Source organism: Agitococcus lubricus (assembly GCF_003051055.1).
Classification (GTDB): Bacteria; Pseudomonadota; Gammaproteobacteria; order Pseudomonadales; family Moraxellaceae; genus Agitococcus; species Agitococcus lubricus.
Genome location: NZ_QAON01000001.1, coordinates 524,569 through 544,115 on the forward strand (window position 1 = coordinate 524,569; position 19,547 = coordinate 544,115).

The window sequence follows — 19,547 nt, forward strand, 5'->3', positions numbered from 1 at the left end:
AAGCGGTGCTTTGTCAATGTGAATAAGGGTCATTAACACGTAAATGCTAATGATTGACTGAAAAAAACACGTTTTCTGTGTATTTTAACCTTATATGAGTGTATCTGTAGCTAAGCAGTGTGATGAGTGCGGTGAATGTTGATGGTTGTGTAGGCAAAATCCCTTGCCAACACCCCCTAAGACAGGTGGTATTGTTGCCACCATTGCTCAAATTTATCACTGGGCATGGGGCGTCCAATGCCATAACCTTGGGCAATATCGCATTGGTATTGGCCAAGTAAGGTCAAAATATCCTGATTCTCTACGCCTTCAGCGACCAATTTCAAACCCATGTTATGGCCTAATTCAATGGTAGAACGGACAATAATGGTGTCATCACGGTTATGAGATAAATCCATGACAAAGGATTTATCAATTTTAAGTTCGTCAACGGGCAACCGTTTAAGTTGTGCCATCGACGAATAGCCTGTTCCATAGTCGTCAATAGCTAAACGCACACCCATATCATGCAGTTGCGTCAACATGGCAATCGCTTTTTCGATGTCTAACATCACGGCACTTTCGGTGACTTCAAGTGCTAAACGTGCAGGGGCTAGTTGGTATTTTTCTAGGGTATGTTGTACATAATCGACAATACTGGCGTCCTGTAAGTCTACAGAGGAAATATTGACCGCAACATCTAATAATTTGCCTTCGTTTTGCCAACGTTGGCATTGTGCCAAGGCGGTGTCAATCGCCCATAGGGTCAGATAACGGATATTGCCTGTTTTCTCAGCCAGTGGAATAAAATCATCGGGATTTACCATGCCATGTACAGGATGTTGCCAGCGTACTAGGCATTCGACACTGATAATTTTACCCTGCTTGATAGCGAGTTTAGGCTGATAAAATAAGACTAATTCGCCACGCGCAATGGCACCACGTAACTCACTCATCAGTGACAGTCGTAACAGGCTATAGCGATTCTGTTGTTGCGTGTAAAGCGCACAGGGTAGGCGTTTTTCTTTGGCAACATACATGGCAATTTCTGCCCGTTGTAGTAGGGTGCTGGCTGCTTCGGCATGGTCTGGATAAATGGCAATACCAATCGCCGCGTTAATAGACATGGCAATATTTTCGACCATAAAGGCGTCGTCAAAAATTTGCTTATAGTACATGGCCTCTTTGAGTACATCGTTACGTTCGACATCGGTTAATAACACGACAAACGCATCACCCGAAAAACGGGCAATTTCGTCCTGTGGATGGCATTTTGCTAATAAACGATGCCCCACTTGCCGTAATAACATATCGCCTGTGGTGTGACCAAGTGTGTCATTGATATCTTTGAAATGATTGAGACCTAAGACTAAAATCGCGGTGGTTTGACCTTGATGACCATTAAAATAGGCTTGTAATAACTGCTGAAAACGTAAACGATTGGGTAAGTCGGTGAGTGGGTCGTGATAAGCGGCATAGGCAATTTGTCCTTCCCGTTCGGCAATCGCTTTACGCATATTATCAAATTCATTAAATAGGACTTGTACTTCCTGTTGTTTGGTTGAAGGGGTATGACTAAGGCCGTAATCACCACTGCCAATACGACGTACATACTGTGCTAGTGTGGATAAAGGTTTACTGGTTTGGTTGGCAATAACAAAAGCACCAAATAGGGTAAAGCCCAAGGTTAAGATGACAATAATCACCAATTGCCAAAATAATCGCTGATAGCCCACCATGGCTTCACTTAACGAGCGTTGTAATATGACATAGAGGCCATTATCTTGACGCTCATCTAGGTGATGTAGCAAAAATAATTGGTCTTGTGCTAATTGTAATTCTTGGCTGTCGATATGTGGTTGCCAATCAATCAGGTTTAACAACCCCCGTTGTTCGGAGGCTAAGCTACTGGCTAATATCGGTGTTTGTGTGCCGTCGTGTTGTACAAAAGAGACATGAAGGTCTGTTATGTGAGCCAAATTGAGTGCCGTTTGGTCATTAAGTGCATAAACTAAAATAAACCAGCCTAATAAATTGGGGGGTGGTGCATAAATGGGATTCACAAAAACATGATAAAGCTGGCCATTTTTCACCATTAAGCGGTCTGTACCCGTGCCATTATCCACCAACATGCTATCTAAAAAAGCAGGGTCGTTTGCAAAATTCGCATCGGTAGCGGTTAAAATATGTCCTTCATGGTTAGCGGCAATGGCGACATTGGCGGCACTGCGCTCTCTAAAATTGTTTAGTACGACTTGTAAGGATTCGACGTTTTCTTGACTCGAAAAAGCGGCAATTTCTGAGCGTAAGCCAAAATCTTGGGTCACTAATGAGGCCAGTTGCGCTTGGTTCAGACGTCGGGCATCGAGTTCATTTTTAAAGACTTTCCAGCCTGCCTCTAATTGTTGGCCGATTTGTGCTTTGGTATGTATGTACGTGCTACGATAGACCAGTCCAAAGTTGATACACATGGCCAGCATGAGTAAACCAACAAAAAAGAAAAAAATCGTACTTCTAAGACTACGCATAACAGGACTCAATCAAACCCATTCATGTTACGACGCAAATCGGGTTTGAGTGCTTTGGTGAGCTTAAAATTCAGGTTTTTGGCGTTGACTTTTTGCACAAGTTGCGTCGGGTCATCATTAATTTGTGGATGCCAAATCTGTACCTCTTTTGCACCGCCTTCAGGCTCGGCAATACGGGCAATGCCCATTTTGTCTGTTTGGGCAAAATAAGCACTCTCTAAAACGACAATATACCCGAGCATCCAGTCATGAATATTACAACCTAAGGTCACAATCCCTGCTTTATCAAACAGTACGGTATGGGTCGTATTTTTAGAGGGTGTTAATTTGAGTTCAAAACGTTTGGCAGGCGAAAATGAATAAACATGGTGATTAATAGAATCTGAATTGGGAAAGTCTACGGTTGTGCCTACTTGTACAGGTAAAATATACGGTACAAAGGTTTTACGAATTTGATCCATAACAGCCTGTTTTTTGGTGTTTTTATCTTGGTTGGCGGTTAGCCAAACAACAGCTTCGGAGAGCGGCTTATTATCGACGGTCAAGATTTGAACCTTAATCTCACCTGCATGGCAGATATTAAAGCCAATTAAACAGCTAATCAGGCTCAAAAAACGATATAAAAAAGACATAGCCTATTCTCAGTACAAAGCTAAAAACACCGTTTAGCTTAGGGGTATATGTAGAAGCCCAGATTTCGCATAGTCCACAGTCAAAGCCTAAGACCTTTGGCTCATGTGATTAGACCTAAACAACCTTAGCAATAAATGCGTGTTATAGATACCTGAAACTGTTACAACATAATAAAATAGTTCTTTCACGTTGGCTTGCGTTAAAAATCGCCTCATACGCTGTGACAAAACGACTCAATAGAATCACTATTCGCTGTGTTTTGTGCCTTGTCTGAGTCCATTTTTAGCAGCAACGCGGCTCACACCTAAAACATCAACAGCCCCTAGTATCAGCCATCCTCAATATTGTGCGATTGGGCAAATAAGAACAAAACGCTCAAGAGGATATTGGACAAAAATAGGACAATTTTTTAGTGTCTCTGTGCTTCTAGCAAGATATTAACCACTCATAACCCTTTTGGGTACGCTGGTCGGAATTGCCTTAATCGTGACTCATTGTTAGGCAGTTTCTCGAAATTTTATCATACGCATTGTTAGAGTGTGTCCTGCCTATATTGGTTGTTAGGGAGGCACGGTCATGAAATATTTATTCTGTTTATTGTTAATGAGTTTATCGATGTGGAGTTACGCCGATAAAGACGACCTAAATACCTTACAAAAACAACAAAATGAATGGTTTATCGTTAAACAAGATAACTCACGTCAAATTACGACGTATGCAAAAAATGAAGAGGGTAAGAAGATTCGCTCATTCAAAGTAGAGGCGGTTGTTGATGCTTCGTTGGCGACGTTGGCACGTATTCATTTTGATGTCGCAAACTTAAAAAAATGGTACTGGGAAGCCTTAGACTCTAAGTTGTTGAGTAAAGTGTCTGATACCGAATATGTCTATTATATGCGTTTTCAAGCCCCTTTAACCACAGACAGAGATGTAGTGATTCATGCCAAGGTAGAACCTTATCAAGATGTGGTGCATCCTTATATGCGTTTGAGCTTAAAATCGGCAGCTTCAACCTTACCTGTCCCTCAGAATATGACACGAATCGCGGCATTTGATGTCGATATTAAATTTACCCCATTGCGTGATGGAAAAACGCAAATGGAAGTAGAAGGTTTGGTTGACCCTGCAGGGGATTTACCCGCATGGACAGTGAATATGGTACAGCGTCAAGCACCCTATGCCACCATGTTGGGATTGTATCGTATGATACAAAAGCCCGAATACAAGCAGTTAAACGACCCGTTAGCCTTTAAGTACGCACAAAAATGATGGTAAGTTAGCCCGAATACATAATATTCGGGCTAAGGACTTAGTCGGTTTCTAAGACCATTGCCGCACCCACACCGCCCGCAGCACACGCGGTTGTTAAGGCTAAACCGCCACCACGACGTTGTAACTCATATAAGGCCTGCATAATCACCCGTGCGCCTGTTGCACCAAAGGGATGGCCATAGGCAATAGAGCCGCCATTGACATTTAATATACGACGGTCAACGTCGCCCAATGCACTGCTACGATTGAGATATTCTTTGAGGTAGGCGGCATCATTTAAGCCGCGTAAATTACAGGCTAATTGACCTGCAAAGGCTTCGTGCATATCGACTAAGGTTAAATCGCTTAAACTTAAACCTGCTCTATCCATCGCAATCGGTGCAGCTAAAACAGGCCCCATCAATAAATCATCGTGTGGTGTTTTTGCAGCAAAAGCATAAGAACGAATATAACCTAATGGCTGATAGCCCAAGGCTTTGGCTTTACTTTCGCGCATCAATAATAACGCAGCTGCCCCATCAGTTAAGGGGCTACTATTGCCTGCGGTCACGGAGCCACGACCCGACGTTGTGTCGTACACAGGTTTCAGTTTGTCGTAATCGGCACGATGGGACTGTGTGCGAATTAAATTGTCTTTACTGACGGTTGTACCATTAGCCAATTTGACCGCCATGACTTGTTTAGCCATACGCCCCTCAGCCCACGCATTAGCCGCATTGCTGTGCGAAGCATGGGCTAAATCATCTTGTTCGCTACGATTAACGCCCCATTTTTTGACCATTTTTTCGGTGCTTTCGCCCATTGTTTCACCGACTGAATATTCGGTAATCGATGGTCGTTGGGGGAGTAAATCTTTAGCTTTGAGTTGTGCCAATAAGCGTAATTTATCTTTGGTGGTTTTGGCAAAATTGACATCACGTAAGGTGGCACTTAATTTGGCCGATAAAGGAATACGCACACACGTGGTAGAGTCTGTGCCGCCTGCAATACCAATATCGGTATAACCTGCCAAAATATTGTCGGCTAAGCTGGCAGTCGTCTGAAAACTGGTGGCACACGCACGGGTAATCGAATAAGCATCCATGTTGCTATAACCACAGGCGAGGGCAATTTCGCGGGCAATAAATGGGGCTTCAGGAATCATCACCGTCATGCCAAATACCAATTGTTGTACATCGGCAGGACTAAGGTTATTACGACCAATAATTTCTTTGACCACCAACACGCCCAAATCAATGGCATTTAAGTCTTTATAGTGAGTGGCAATGCGAGCAAACGGGGTACGTACCCCATCAACAATCGCAACACGGTCTATTATTTTGCGAGCTTTGGGCATGATGATGTGTCCTGTGAGCGGGGATGTAATTGGACAATCGTAAGGTAAGTTTGGAGAATGTGTTATGGCTATGCTGACCAGAGTCGGTGTAGCTATAGTCAATTAAAGCATCCATTCTGCAAAAGAAACATCGTCCAGTATCATCTTGTTTGATTGTTAAGTTAACTTAAGCTCGGGATAAGCCTACGGCTTTTTAGTTGAAATATGACTGTTTATAACGTCAAAGGCACTCTTGGGAGGTTGTGGTGCAACTGTTTGAGCCAAGGGTGAAGCGGGGCTTTCAAGCAACACCCTTGCTTGCCCGCTGAACGCCTGAGCCATGCAGGGCGAAGGCTGGATTGCGGTTAAGTAACGAGTTTTGCACCACGAAATAGTTTTGCTGACGTTGGCCGAAACCAACGTCAGTCCCGCGGAAGGCGGCTGTCATAAGGGCTTGAAATAATTTCTATATAAAATTCAAGAAATTAACATTTTTTTATCCCGAACTTAGGTTAAGTTACACTGTCTATCTTAATTTCATGCACAGGAAGCCAATGAATGTTAAAAAAAATCCTTATCATGCTGGTGATGATGCTTGCACAAACCGTACATGCGGCATTTGACTCCATAGACCAAGCCAATCAATGGTTACAGCATTATTATCAACAGCCTGAGCCTGCCAATTTAGTCACTGCGCTCAAAGACCTCAACCAACATATGCCTGCGCAAGATTGGCAAAAAGCGACCCCTTTTTTATTTGGTTTTATTGCGGGCGCAGTACAACAACAGCCCCAGCTTGCCACTCAGTTACTAGAAGAATTAAAGGACACGAATGACAATTTATATAGCGCGATTTTAATAGGTGTTTGGTATGCCGACTTAGCACAACCCAATACCACCGCATTGGTACAAGCCGCCTTAATTAATAAGCCAGCACTTCAAGCGCGCTTAGGCTTTTTAATGAGCAATGCCGTGAATATCTTGGCATTAACGGTAGAGCGTGGCCCGTGGGTATTAGATGCATGGTGGGGGCATTTTTTTGCCACAGGACAAGGCCGTGCAGTCGAGCAGATTATCAGTGCAACACAATGGTTAGATGACAGTCATAAAGAAGCAATCATGGCCAAAGGTAAAGCAGGTTTGCTGTTATTGGCCATTGCAGGCGCGGCTAAATGGTCTTTGTTGAGTAATGCAAAGGTGCATCCTCGCGTATTAACGATTTGTCAAACACAGGTGCATAAGCAGCCACCTGCTGTTGCCAACCAACTGAATGAGATTTTGGCTAAAATAACGCAATAAATTCAAAACATTTGTCTTAAGGCAATGACTGCGCGTGAGGCAGTCATTGCGTATCAAGATTATTAATGTGCCTCATCCCAATTGTTACCAACACCCACTTCCACCAATAACGGTACAGCTAAATTAGCTACACCACTCATGGCAATCGGCAACATGGCTTTGACGCGCTCTACATGCTCGTTTTTGACTTCTAACACCAATTCGTCATGAACTTGTAATAACAAATAAGCGTCTAATTGTTGCAGTTTGAGTTGAGCATCAACGGCAATCATGGCTAATTTAATAATGTCTGCTGCTGAGCCTTGTAACGGTGCATTAATGGCAGCGCGTTCTGCCGCTTGGCGAATGCTCGGGTTTTTAGAATGAATATCACGCATCGGTAATTTGCGGCCAAACAAGGTTTCGACAAAACCTTTGTCACCCGCTTGATGACGAATATTGTCCATATAACGTTTAACGCCTGTATAACGATTAAAATATAAATCAATATAGGCTTGGGCTTCGCTACGCGAGGCATTGATTTGTTTAGCTAAACCAAAGGCTGACATACCATATAACAAACCAAAGTTAATGGCTTTAGCGTTACGGCGTTGCTCGTTGCTGACCTCATTGAGAGGGATACCAAAGACTTCGGCGGCGGTGGCTTTGTGAATGTCTTCGCCCATGCTAAACGCGTGTAATAAACGTTCATCTTGGCTTAAATGTGCCATTAAGCGTAATTCAATTTGCGAGTAGTCGGCAGCCACTAATTGATAACCGTCGGCGGCAATAAACGCTTGGCGAATTTGGCGACCCTCAGCACTACGAATAGGAATATTTTGCAAATTAGGGTCGGACGATGACAAACGACCTGTGGCAGTCACTGCCTGATGATACGAGGTATGAATACGTTTACTGACAGGATTAGCCATTTTGGGCAGAGTATCTGTATAAGTGCCTTTTAATTTACTTAAACTGCGATGCTCTAAAATCACTTTAGCTAAAGGATGTTCTAACTGCTCTAAGATATTTTCGCCGGTTGCATATTGGCCTGTTGCCGTTTTTTTGCCCCCTTCTAAACCTAATTTATCAAATAAAATTTCACCTAATTGTTTTGGGGAGGCTAAGTTAAACACTGTGCCTGCAATGTCGTGCGCTTGTTTTTCGAGTTCAGTTAAACGTTCACCCATTTGCTGACTGAGTTTTTGCAGTTGGGCAAAGTCTAATAAAGTGCCACGCGCTTCCATCTGTTGCAAAATCGGTGCAACAGGCATTTCGATATCGTGCAATAAATGATTGAGTGATGGCTCTGCCAATAATTTAGGCACAAATAACTCTTTGAGTCTTAAAGTAATATCGGCATCTTCACAGGCATAATTGCTCGCTGCGTCAATTTCTATTTGGTCAAACGTCAGTTGTTTTACGCCTTTGCCCGCTAATTCCTCAAAAGTCGTGGTTTGATAGTTAAGATAATGTTTGGCTAAATCATCCAAATTATGGCGAGTAGCGGTAGCATCTAACACATAAGAAGCGAGCATGGTATCAAAGACAATGCCTTGTAAACTAATGCCATGATTAGCTAACACATGTGTATCATATTTGAGATGTTGACCAATTTTGCCAATATGCGGATTTTCTAAAATGGGTTTGAGTTGTTTTAACACCGTATCACGGTCAAGTTGTTCGGGCGCGCCCAAATAACTGTGTGCAAGCGGTACATAGTAGGCTTCGCCGACCACTAAAGACACCGAAAAACCGACAATACGCGCTTCTTTATAATTTAGGCTAGTGGTTTCGGTATCAAAGGCAAATGCAGGGACTAAATTGAGTTTATCTAATAACGCTGACCATGCCGAAGTTGTCGTAACCGTATGATATTTAGTGCTAATCGGTGGAGCTTCGGGTTCACTTTGCTCATCCAGTGTCGGTAGGGCAGAAGCATCTACGCTGGCTAACAAACCATTAAATTCAAAACGTTGATATAAGTCTTTTAAGACGGTGTGATTGGGTGTGTGACGAATTAACGCATCAGGATGCACTTTTAAGGCTAATTGACAATCAATGGTGGCGAGCTGTTGACTCAACGCGACTTGGCTAAGGCTATTTCTAAAAGTTTCACCGACTTTACCTTTAATACTGGCGGCATTGGCAATTAAATTGGCAATTGAGCCGTATTCTTGCAGCCATTTTACCGCTGTTTTTGGCCCTACACCTTGCACACCTGCAATGCCATCCGAGGCATCACCGACTAAAGCCAAATAATCAATAATTTGACTCGGTTTTACGCCAAATTTGGCTTCTACACCAGTTGCGTCTAGCACCGTATCCATAAACGGATTGACAAGGGTAATACGCTCATTCACCAATTGCGCCATGTCTTTATCACCTGTAGAGATAATCACATCCCAACCATGACTCGCGGCTTCAACGGCTAATGTGCCTAAAATATCATCCCCCTCGACGCCTTGCTCTAATAACACAGGCAAACCCATCGCCCGTACAATGTCTTGTAAAGGGGCAAATTGTGCTTTTAAGTCGGCAGGAGTCGGTGGGCGGTGTGCTTTGTAATCGGCAGACAGTTCATGTCTAAAGGTTGCGCCACCTGCATCAAAAATTACAGCAACATGGCTCGGTTGATATTGTTTGAGTAGTTTATTAAGGGCGTTGAGTGCGCCCTTAATTGCGCCTGTGGGTTGGCCGTCTTTGGTAGACAGGGGAGGCAAGGCAAAAAAGGAACGATAGATATAAAATGAACCATCGACCAACACCAGTGGTTTACGCGACATGGCAGCTACTCAGACAAAGCGGAAATTGTCGTGGATTATAGCGTAGTTAAGTAGAGGGAGGAGAATGCTTGTCCGTGGTGCGTCAAATTGTGACGATAAATAAAAAGCCCTATAAGGCTTTTTTGCTGGCGTGGTTTCGACTTCGCTCAACCAACCAGACCCCACTCAGGCAACGCAAGAGGCATCCTGAGCGGAGTTGAAGGGCAGACCTAAGCCCCTTGTCTAATCAAATAATCAAAGGCAGCTAATGAGGCTTTTGCACCTTCACCCATAGCAATAATAATTTGCTTAAAGGGGGCAGTCGTCACATCACCCGCAGCAAACACACCCGCCATTGAGGTTTCGCCACGTGAATTGACTTCTATTTCACCCCGATTAGTTAAGTTGAGTGTGTCTTTTAACCAATCAGTATTGGGCAATAAACCAATTTGGACAAACACGCCAGCAACAGCCAAGTGATGACTTTCGTTAGTCAAACGGTTGGTATAACTTAAGCCCGTCATTTTTTGGCCATCACCATGCACTTCAGTGGTTAAGGCTGAGGTAATGACGGTGACATTGGGCAAACTATAGAGTTTCTTTTGCAACACGGCATCAGCACGTAGTTTGCTATCAAACTCTAATAACGTGACATGGCTAACTATGCCTGCTAAATCAATGGCTGCTTCTACGCCTGAGTTTCCACCGCCAATCACCGCAACGGCTTTGCCTTTGAATAATGGCCCATCACAGTGTGGGCAGTAGGCAACTCCACGACCACGGTATTGTTGTTCACCATTGACGTTCATTTCGCGCCAGCGTGCGCCAGTGGCAATTAAAATGGCTTTGCTGCGTAAGGTTGCACCACTGGCTAACTCAACATGAAATAAGTCATCTTGGCTTAAACGGCTGGCACGTTGATTGTTGATAATATCAACCTCATAGCTTTTCACGTGTTCTTCTAAAGAACGTGCTAATTTTGCGCCATCAGTTTCTTTCACCGAGATAAAGTTTTCAATGGCTAAGGTATCCATTACTTGGCCACCAAAACGCTCGGCAACGACACCCGTTCTAATGCCTTTACGGGCAGCATAAATCGCTGCGGCTGCCCCTGATGGGCCACCACCAACAATTAACAAGTCATAAGGGGCTTTGTCGTGTAACTGAGCGGCGGCTTTGGCTTCGGCCTCAATATCTACTTTGGCCAAAATCTCTTCTAAAGTCATTCGGCCTTGACCAAACTCTGCACCATTTAAACGTACAGATGGCACAGCCATAATGTTTTTATCGGTCACTTCTTGTTGAAACAACGCCCCATCAATCATGGTATGACTGATATTGGGGTTAAGTACCGCCATAATATTTAACGCTTGCACCACGTCTGGACAGTTGTGACAAGACAACGAGACATAGGTTTCAAAATTTAAGCGAGTAGACAAGCCTTTAATTTGCTCAGCAATCGCCGCCTCAATTTTGGGGGCATAACCGCTGACTTGTAATAAGGCTAATACTAAAGAGGTAAATTCGTGCCCTAAAGGGATGCCTGCAAAACGTACTCTAGGTGTTTCTCCCACACGCGCAATCGCAAATGAAGGTTGACGTTCACCAGAGACAGGTTCGGCAAGACGAATTTTGGCATTTAAACCAGCAATTTCTTGCAATAACTGATGCAATTCTTGCGCGGCTTGGCTGTCATCTAAACTGGCAATCAATTCAATGGGATTAACCAGTCGTTCTAAATAGGCTTGTAATTGAGCTTTTAAGTTGGCATCCAACATGATATGACTCCAGTAGAATTAAGTCCCCTCTTGAGAGCAATGCTGGTCAGTTAAGAGAAATTTGTGTTTAATAACAGCCCTTCGACTCCGCTCAGGGCGCGTTTTTGCGTTGACTGAGCAGAGTCGAAGTCAGTAAAAACACTTAACTGACTGACATCGCGCCAAAGAGAGGCGTTTAATCGTTAATGATGAGAATATGATTAAATCTTGCCAACCAAATCTAAAGAAGGCTTCAAGGTTTCTGCACCTTCTTGCCATTTTGCTGGGCAAACTTCACCAGGATGGTTAGCAACATATTGTGCGGCTTTGACTTTGCGCAGCAATTCACTGGCATCACGACCAATGCCGTTGTCATGGATTTCACAGAGTTTGATTTGACCTTCGGGATTAATCACAAACGTACCGCGTAAGGCTAAACCTTCTTCTTCAATCATCACTTCAAAGTTGCGGGCTAATGTGCCTGTTGGGTCGCCAACTAAAGGATATTGCACTTTGCGGATGGTGTCAGAGGTGTCGTGCCATGCTTTGTGAGTAAAATGGGTATCGGTAGACACACCATAAATTTCAACGCCTAATTTTTGAAACTCGGCATAGTTATCCGCTAAATCACCGAGTTCTGTTGGGCAAACAAAGGTGAAGTCAGCAGGATAAAAGACAACCACAGACCATTTGCCTAACAAGGTTTCGTTGCTAACAGGAACAAATTTGCCGTTGTGATAAGCCGTGGTTTTGAAAGGTTTTACGGTGGTATTGATTAAGTTTGCCATGATGATTTTCCTCAGAGAGTTTAAGTTTAGGACAGAGACATTTGAAGAAAATGTCTCTGTCGCTGTTCAATCTGAGGCCAATCGTAGCGAAAGTTTTTAGATAGTTGAAATTGATTTTTTATTAAATTTTAATAGTTTTTAGCTATTAAATGGGCTTTAACCAATACACAGGATTGACTTCAATGCTGTGTTCACCAATCGAAAACCACAACTGGCCTTGTTGAATAGTGCATTGAATCTGCATGGTACGTTCAACGGCTTTGCCAAGGGCTTCGACTTCGCTAGGAATCAAATTAATTACCGTTAAGTTGTCAAAACGGCCAAGTTTATCTTGTGTCTTTTTCCACCACACATCCGCCGTACCCCCACCATAACTGACAATCACTGCTTGTTGACCACGACTCGCTGCTTTACGTAGACGTTTTTCATCGGGTTGGCCTAAATCAATCCACAACTCGACTTCATCGCGTAGGTTTTTTTGCCACAAATCAGGTTCATCTTCAGCACTTAAACCTTTGGTAAATTGCAAAGACTCACTGGCATATAAGGCAAAAGCGACAAGTCGAATCATCATCCGTTCATCGGTTTCTGACGGATGCTGAGCAATGGTGAGTTGATGTGTTGCATAATAATCTCTATCCATATCGGTAATAGAGAGTTCTGCTTTAAAAATGGTAGATTTAAGCGCCATGTCGACTATCTATCTTGCAAAAATAAGCCGAGTAACATAACAGAATTACGTTAAAATAGCGGCTACTTTTCATCTTTGAAACGATTGTTAATGACTTCTACGCCTACTTTTAGCCATCTTGGTATTGATTCTTTATTAGTTAAAGCCGTCAATGCGCTTAATTACCAACAACCCACCCCCATCCAACAAACCGCTATTCCCGCAATTTTGCAGGGACGTGATGTGGTGGCAGGCGCAGAAACAGGCTCAGGCAAAACCGCTGCCTTTGCTTTACCGTTGTTGCAACGTTTATCTCAGCAAGCACAAACAAGTCAGGCGAAAGGCAATCAGATTCGCGCCTTAGTTCTTGCACCTACTCGTGAATTAGCCATACAAATAGGTCAGGCCATCAATAGTTATGGTCAATATTTGCAGCCACGTCTCAAGGTATGTACAGTGTTTGGTGGGGTTTCTATTAACCCACAAATGTTAGCGCTGCGTGGCGGTGCAGATATTGTTGTGGCGACAACAGGCCGTTTGCTCGATTTAATGGCACATAATGCGCTTAAGTGCGATGCGTTAGCGTATTTAGTGTTGGATGAAGCCGACAAGATGCTTGGATTAGGCTTTAGTGAAGAATTAACCCAAATTCTTAAAGTGTTGCCTAAAAAACGCCAAAATTTGTTATTTTCGGCGACGTTTCCACCCGAATTACAACAGTTGATTGAGCAATTATTACATCAACCTCTCGAAATTAACCTTGCGAAACAAGACGAAAATTTAATTGAGCAGCATGTATATGTCGTTGAGCAAGAACGTAAAAATGCTGCTCTAATTCATTTAATTCACAGTGAAAATTGGCAACAAGTATTAGTGTTTGCCAGTGCTAAAAACACCTGTAATCGTTTGGTATTAAAGTTGGCCAAAGCAGGTATTCAAGCGGCCGCGTTTCATGGCGATTTAAGTCAAGGTGCGCGTAACAAGGCCTTAGAGGATTTTAAAGCCAAAAAAATTCGCGTATTGATTGCCACCGATGTGGCTGCACGCGGTATTGATATTCAACAATTGCCTTATGTAGTGAATTTTGAATTGCCACGCTCAGCCAATGATTATATTCATCGCATTGGTCGTACAGGCCGTGCAGGTCAACAAGGTTATGCTGTGGCATTAATTACCGAAGAAGATGAAGAGCATTTTCGCTTGATTGAAAAACGCATGAAAAAACGTTTGCCACGTGAACAATTGTTGTTAACCTAATGTTTGTGTTTGATGAAAAATACAAAGAAATTTTGGCTTTTGGGTTTATTTTGGCATTGATTATGAGAAAAACAAAAATGAGCTATCAACCATTTTTTGAGGTGTATTATGGCTTCTGCTGTGCGTAATTTAGATGAGCCAATCTGTGAAGAGGCTTACCTTGAGTTAGAAAAACAAACCGACATTCGTCACGAATATATTGATGGTTATGTTTATGCGATGGTTGGCGGTAGTTTTAATCATGGTCGAATTACTCAAAATCTTGCTCGCAAAATTGGTAACTATCTTGAAGGCAAACCATGCGAAGTATTTGCAGAAAGCACCAAAGTAAAAATGCCAATGCCGTATGGTCGTTCTAATTATGTGTATCCCGATGTCGTGGTCGATTGTTCGGTAAACAAAGCAGAGGACAATACACTAACTACGCCTGTGATAGTGGTTGAAGTATTATCTAAGTCAACGCATTACCGTGATAAAGTCACAAAACGTCATCTTTATCAACAAATTGAAACTTTGCAAGAATATGTGTTGGTTGAACAAGATGTCGTTGAGGTGATTATTCGTCGTCGCCGTAGTAATTGGATTTCTGAGGAGTTTTTTTTAGGTGATAGTGTGACTTTTGAGTCCATTAATTTGACGCTAACGGTTGCTGACATTTATGACCGTGTGCAAAATGAAGAAATGGCCGATTGGCTAGCGCAAAAAACGCCTGATGCTAATAACGGATAAAAGTCGGGTTAAACCCCGACTTATGTTTAAACCAACGGTTTTACCTCATCACGAAGATATTGAACGAGTTTTGGCCATGCAATACTTGGTGCTATTTTTTGTGTTGCAGACCATTTTTTTTCGCCGAAACCAAATTTACCCAAACTAACGACTAGCTCATTAAAGTCGGGGTTATTGGCTAAACGCGCCACGGTTAAGGCATAGGGCATAAACCATTTTCGATGCAAACTTTCTTTGACTCTTTTGTCTATGTCACCATTGAACAGCGCATCAATTCCTTTAATATCTAATGCTGCATCTGACCATCTTAAAGCACTCTGTTTTAGCGTTAATAAAAACTCTTCAAAACTTTCCCAGTTATAAATCTTAAATCTGCTCTCTTGAGAGGAGAGAATATTGGCGATATTAAAATAAACCCCCCCCCCGCATTCATAGGAAATTTAAAATCGGATAATTGAACAATGTCAATCATCGTATTTTCAACGATTTGAAAAAAACTCATCAATGTAAATTGACCATCGCCCCCTCTACAGTCAAAGCTAATTTGATGATTTCCTGATGAAATTTGTCGCATATAGTTAATATAAAACTCTTCACCATATTCACTTAATTCATCTCTGTCTACCACAAAATTATGCTCAGCCAATAATGCGCCGATGCGTGTTTTAATAAGGGTGTAAAATTCAGCGACTGTTTCGGGAAAGGCATTTTTTTGTTTGGGGGCATTTAAAATCTGTAACCACGATTTACGGCTATTTTCTGGCAAAATTGTGCCATTAGGTAACAACACTAAAATAATTTGCTCATCAAATAAGGCTAAACCATGTTTAATGGCTTCTTGTAATAAAATTTTGACAATGTGTTGCCAGTTATATTCAGGCAGGTTAAAACAGTAAGCAGCCATACCTTCGGCTTTTATATCATCTTCAAAGCCCACAAAATATTGAGCAACGACAGGTGGTACATCATTGGATTGACTGTATTTTTCTACATCACGCGCAAACGCCAGTAATTTTTTACTGGGTTCGGCAGGTTGTTTTATCAAAGAATAGGCTTTTTGGTAAGTATATTCGCTAAAACCATTTGGTGCGCCATAAATATCGGCATCCCAAATAATCACATCATGACGATTCGCCATTATTAACCTCCTCTTAAACGCATAAAAATGGCTTGTGCTTCATCGTAGGTATCAGCAAAACCTCGGTCTACAACGCTCCATAAATATAATACTTTGCTGCTCATTTTAGGTCTCCTTAAACTTGTCTGTTATAATCTAACTATTCATATTTTAACTAAGCCAAGCTAGTTGCTTTGTGTTGGCCTGTCAATGCTCAAAGGCTAAGCTATGGCGTAAGAGCGTCATAAAATGTCTGTTTATACTCAGTTAACCTTAAGCGAAATCCAAGAATTTGTTAGCCAATACCAATTACAAGCGGTTGGCTATCAACCTATTCAAGCAGGAATAGAAAACAGTAATTATTTTGTTAGTACTGCCAATGGCCAAGAGTTTGTGCTAACCATTTTTGAAGAGTTAAATGGCCAAGAGGCAAATTTTTTAGCCCCTTTATTACAACATCTGCAACAAGCAGGCGTGGCTGTAGCCGCTCCTTTAATTGCCAATAATGGTCAAAGTTTATTGACCATTAAAGATAAAGCCGCGCAATTAGCACCGCGCATTCAAGGTCAACATCCCTTACAGGTTAACGTTGCCCAAGCACAAATTATGGGCGAGCAACTGGCAAAATTACATTTGGCTCTAAAAAAATACCCACTCAAACGTAGCAACGCACATGGGGCAGCTTGGTGGCAAAAAGAAGCCGCCAAAGCACGCAATGGCATGTCTCAAGTTGAACAGTTGATTTTAGATACTGTGCTCAATGATTTTGAAGAAACCACCGAAGATTTTGATGATTTGCCTAAAGGCTTAATTCATGGTGATTTATTTCGCGATAACACCTTATTTGCTGGTGATGAACTCAAAGCGATTTTAGATTTTTCCGAGGCGGGTAAAGATTATTGGTTGTTAGATATTGCTATTACCATCAATGATTTTTGTAGTGATTGGCCGAATGTGGCTCTTAATCAAGCGTTATATCACGCCTTTTTAAGCGGCTATCAAAAAGTACGCACACTCACCGAAGATGAGCAAGAAGTCTTACCCACGTTTTTGACGATGGCAGCAACACGTTTTTGGTTGTCACGGCTGAGTGTTGCCAAACGCAATGCCGCCGAAGGTCGCACAGGCGAGCATGTGTTACAAAAAGACCCGCAAGAAATGTTAGCGATGGTAAAAGCACGCTTAGCATCTTAACGGTTAACGGTACAATCTCGACCATTGGCTTTGGCTTGATACAAGGCTTCGTCTGCACGTTTAATGGTTTCATGGATGGTTTCATGTTGACGATAACTGCTAATCCCTGCTGAGAAGCTGACACGCAATGCAGGCTGATGTTGGCTAATGGGATACTCTTGTAGCAATTTCCGCAAACGGTCTAAGCCAATGCTCGGCTGGCCAGCGTTGGTTTCGGGCATGAGTAATAAAAACTCTTCACCGCCCCAACGGCTTAATAAGTCTGCTTTACGCAGTGTGTTTTTGGCAATTTCGGCAAAGCCGTGTAACACTTCATCGCCAACTAAGTGGCCATACTGGTCATTGATTTTCTTAAAATAGTCTAAATCAATCATGGCAATCGAAAACCCTGTGGGTTCACGCTCTTGATTCTGTACATATTCAGCCAAGACCTCACTCATGCGGCGACGATTGATAAGGCCTGTTAATTCATCGTGGGCGGCTATTTTTTTAATATGTTCCAGTGCTTGTTCTAGCTCGTATTTTTGGGCTTTTAGTTTGTCGCGCATTTCACTGATTTGTGCAGCCAAACTGCCAATAGTCGGCATAATGGTCAGCGCCAAAATAAAATTGACCAACTCTAAGGCAAAGGGATAGTTGTCTGGGTCGGTGTTGACCTTATAAAGCATGGCAATTGCCAAGGTTAGCACACCGTAAGCGGCAGAAATCACCGAGCTACGGGCACTCATGGTAAAAATACAAAATACCATCACTAACGCATATAAACTTAAGATGCTACTGTGCGCTTGTCCCGTGACGGTATATGACAACGAAATCCACGTCAGGGCGACTAATACTTGTGGTAAGGTCAGCGCAGGTTCTTTGAAACGTAGATTGATACCCGTACGTAAGGCAATATAAAAGCCCAAACATGAGCATAACATGCCAATATTCAGCCAATGCGCTTGCTGAGGATTCATACCCCCTACAGATGAAAAATAGAGTGTAATACCTACAGAGACAACAAAGACTAAGCCCGCCAATAAAGAACGGCGTATTCGCAAACGCTGCTTGCTATTCGTGCTTAATAAAAAGTCAAGGATACGGCTATAAAATGGGGGTGTAGCCATAGTACCACTAGCGTGTGTCATCATCTGATATGTCGGTTGTTGTTGTAAGTCATAAAACGCTTTAAGTGCGTCCGAGCATAGTCAGCGTGTAATCAGCCATGATAATCGTCTGTGGTATGGCTTGAGTCGTAAAAAGTGTTGTCATTATCACAAAACAACACAAGAGCAAGGGAGTATCCCTAGTATGACTATGCGAGTGTTTATTTATTGGCCTAATCATAGAGCAAAACGCTAACGCATACCAATATTATTTATGGCACTTTCGTACCGCTTAGCAGTAGTCAACAGACCCTACTGTAAGCACTTAAAAATCGTATCGGCAATTTGTTGTAGTCCCATACTATAGCTGCTGGCTTGGCTAAAGTTTTCATCAACCATCGCATATCGCATCTGCTTACCAAACACTTGTTCGGTAAATTTGCGGTCAAATTGTGGTTCGGTTAACAAGCATTGCCACGCTTGTGCTTGTGCCTGTTGTTTAATTTGTAAGACGTGTTTTAGCCCGGCTTTTTGTTCGGGACTGACTGTTAAACTGCCACGATAATGCAGACCTAAGCTCGCTTCTAAATATTGATAGGCATCGTGATAAGCTAAATAGTCACGTTGTTTGAGTGTGGCAAAACGCTGTTGGATTTGCACTAAAGTACCTTTGACCTGCTCGGCAAAATGATGAGCATTTTGTTGATATTTGGCTGCATATTCGGGACGCTGCTTGCCGCGTATTTCTGCAATTTTATAGGCCAACTTTATCGCATTGTCGGGGGCTAACCATAAATGACTATCTAAGGTTTTGGGTTGGCCTTGTAAGCTATTGAGGTCTCGCCACGTCAAGGCTTGACTACTGACACTCCGTAGACTTAAAACATGCGCATGATTGGCCATGAGTTTTGCCAAAAAACTTTCATGGTCTGCACCGACCCAAATCACTAATTCTGCACGTTGGATGGCCAAACGCTCAGACGGTTTTAGCGCGTAATGATGCGCTGAAGCACCGATGGGTAATAATTGTTGTGCTTGTTCGACGCCGTCAGTCACCGCATTACTAATTAAGGTTAACGGTTTGATGGTGGTGACAATGGACGCGTGAGAAAAGGCACTGAGAATGAGTAAACAAAAGCAAAGAAGTACTTTCATGCATGTGTCGCTAGGTAGGCTA

Annotated in this window: 16 protein-coding genes; 5 read left to right on the forward strand and 11 right to left on the reverse strand. The window is 42.6% G+C overall.

Annotated features, from left to right (window positions below):
- Window positions 1-176: 176 nt before the first annotated feature.
- Window positions 177-2,507 (reverse strand): putative bifunctional diguanylate cyclase/phosphodiesterase, encoded by a 2,331-nt coding sequence (locus C8N29_RS02185; RefSeq protein WP_107864380.1) that lies wholly within the window; start codon window positions 2,505-2,507, stop codon window positions 177-179.
- An 8-nt stretch (window positions 2,508-2,515) separates the two neighbouring features.
- Window positions 2,516-3,139: a methylamine utilization protein gene (locus C8N29_RS02190; RefSeq protein ID WP_107864381.1), complete on the reverse strand. Its 624-nt coding sequence runs from the start codon at window positions 3,137-3,139 to the stop codon at window positions 2,516-2,518.
- A gap of 577 nt (window positions 3,140-3,716) precedes the next feature.
- Between C8N29_RS02190 and C8N29_RS02195 the strand changes: the two genes are divergently transcribed.
- The gene (locus C8N29_RS02195; protein ID WP_107864382.1) at window positions 3,717-4,409 is read left to right on the forward strand and encodes an START domain-containing protein; all 693 of its coding nucleotides are present in this window, start codon (window positions 3,717-3,719) and stop codon (window positions 4,407-4,409) included.
- 40 nt (window positions 4,410-4,449) lie between these two features.
- Here the strand turns inward: C8N29_RS02195 and fadI are convergent, their stop codons facing one another.
- Window positions 4,450-5,748 carry an acetyl-CoA C-acyltransferase FadI gene (gene fadI, locus C8N29_RS02200; RefSeq protein WP_107864383.1) on the reverse strand — a complete coding sequence of 433 codons (1,299 nt, stop codon included), beginning with the start codon at window positions 5,746-5,748 and terminating at the stop codon, window positions 4,450-4,452.
- 537 nt (window positions 5,749-6,285) lie between these two features.
- Between fadI and C8N29_RS02205 the strand changes: the two genes are divergently transcribed.
- A complete protein-coding gene (locus C8N29_RS02205) occupies window positions 6,286-7,026 on the forward strand; it encodes a hypothetical protein (RefSeq protein WP_107864384.1) in 741 nt (246 codons plus the stop codon).
- A gap of 62 nt (window positions 7,027-7,088) precedes the next feature.
- Here the strand turns inward: C8N29_RS02205 and polA are convergent, their stop codons facing one another.
- From polA to C8N29_RS02225, 4 genes are all read right to left on the reverse strand, one after another.
- Window positions 7,089-9,791, reverse strand: coding sequence for a DNA polymerase I (gene polA, locus C8N29_RS02210; RefSeq protein WP_107864385.1), 2,703 nt, complete (start codon window positions 9,789-9,791; stop codon window positions 7,089-7,091).
- Between the two features lie 209 nt (window positions 9,792-10,000).
- Window positions 10,001-11,548, reverse strand: coding sequence for an alkyl hydroperoxide reductase subunit F (gene ahpF / locus C8N29_RS02215; RefSeq protein ID WP_107864386.1), 1,548 nt, complete (start codon window positions 11,546-11,548; stop codon window positions 10,001-10,003).
- 200 nt (window positions 11,549-11,748) lie between these two features.
- The gene (ahpC, locus tag C8N29_RS02220) at window positions 11,749-12,315 is read right to left on the reverse strand and encodes an alkyl hydroperoxide reductase subunit C (RefSeq protein ID WP_107864387.1); all 567 of its coding nucleotides are present in this window, start codon (window positions 12,313-12,315) and stop codon (window positions 11,749-11,751) included.
- A 145-nt stretch (window positions 12,316-12,460) separates the two neighbouring features.
- Complete coding sequence (locus C8N29_RS02225; protein ID WP_107864388.1) at window positions 12,461-13,006, reverse strand: YaeQ family protein; 546 nt, start codon at window positions 13,004-13,006, stop codon at window positions 12,461-12,463.
- A gap of 90 nt (window positions 13,007-13,096) precedes the next feature.
- On the opposite strand from C8N29_RS02225, the gene C8N29_RS02230 reads away from it, so the two are divergent.
- Both C8N29_RS02230 and C8N29_RS02235 read left to right on the forward strand, forming a co-directional pair.
- Window positions 13,097-14,242, forward strand: a complete 1,146-nt coding sequence (locus C8N29_RS02230; RefSeq protein WP_107864389.1) for a DEAD/DEAH box helicase — start codon at window positions 13,097-13,099, stop codon at window positions 14,240-14,242.
- A gap of 108 nt (window positions 14,243-14,350) precedes the next feature.
- Window positions 14,351-14,971, forward strand: coding sequence for a Uma2 family endonuclease (locus tag C8N29_RS02235; protein WP_107864390.1), 621 nt, complete (start codon window positions 14,351-14,353; stop codon window positions 14,969-14,971).
- 26 nt (window positions 14,972-14,997) lie between these two features.
- Here the strand turns inward: C8N29_RS02235 and C8N29_RS02240 are convergent, their stop codons facing one another.
- Both C8N29_RS02240 and C8N29_RS02245 read right to left on the reverse strand, forming a co-directional pair.
- Window positions 14,998-15,180, reverse strand: coding sequence for a hypothetical protein (locus tag C8N29_RS02240; protein ID WP_107864391.1), 183 nt, complete (start codon window positions 15,178-15,180; stop codon window positions 14,998-15,000).
- A gap of 119 nt (window positions 15,181-15,299) precedes the next feature.
- On the reverse strand, window positions 15,300-16,109 hold the full coding sequence (locus C8N29_RS02245) for a hypothetical protein (RefSeq protein ID WP_107864392.1): 810 nt from the start codon (window positions 16,107-16,109) through the stop codon (window positions 15,300-15,302).
- A gap of 228 nt (window positions 16,110-16,337) precedes the next feature.
- Here C8N29_RS02245 and C8N29_RS02250 point away from each other — a divergent pair, with 228 nt between their 5' ends.
- Window positions 16,338-17,282 carry a homoserine kinase gene (locus tag C8N29_RS02250; protein WP_107864393.1) on the forward strand — a complete coding sequence of 315 codons (945 nt, stop codon included), beginning with the start codon at window positions 16,338-16,340 and terminating at the stop codon, window positions 17,280-17,282.
- Here C8N29_RS02250 and C8N29_RS02255 read toward each other — a convergent pair.
- Together C8N29_RS02255 and C8N29_RS02260 are read right to left on the reverse strand one after the other, a co-directional pair.
- On the reverse strand, window positions 17,279-18,391 hold the full coding sequence (locus tag C8N29_RS02255; protein WP_170106852.1) for a GGDEF domain-containing protein: 1,113 nt from the start codon (window positions 18,389-18,391) through the stop codon (window positions 17,279-17,281). The two genes, C8N29_RS02250 and C8N29_RS02255, sit on opposite strands and share 4 nt — an antisense overlap.
- 291 nt (window positions 18,392-18,682) lie before the next feature.
- Window positions 18,683-19,525, reverse strand: a complete 843-nt coding sequence (locus C8N29_RS02260) for a metal ABC transporter solute-binding protein, Zn/Mn family (RefSeq protein WP_107864395.1) — start codon at window positions 19,523-19,525, stop codon at window positions 18,683-18,685.
- Between the last annotated feature and the right edge of the window lie 22 nt (window positions 19,526-19,547).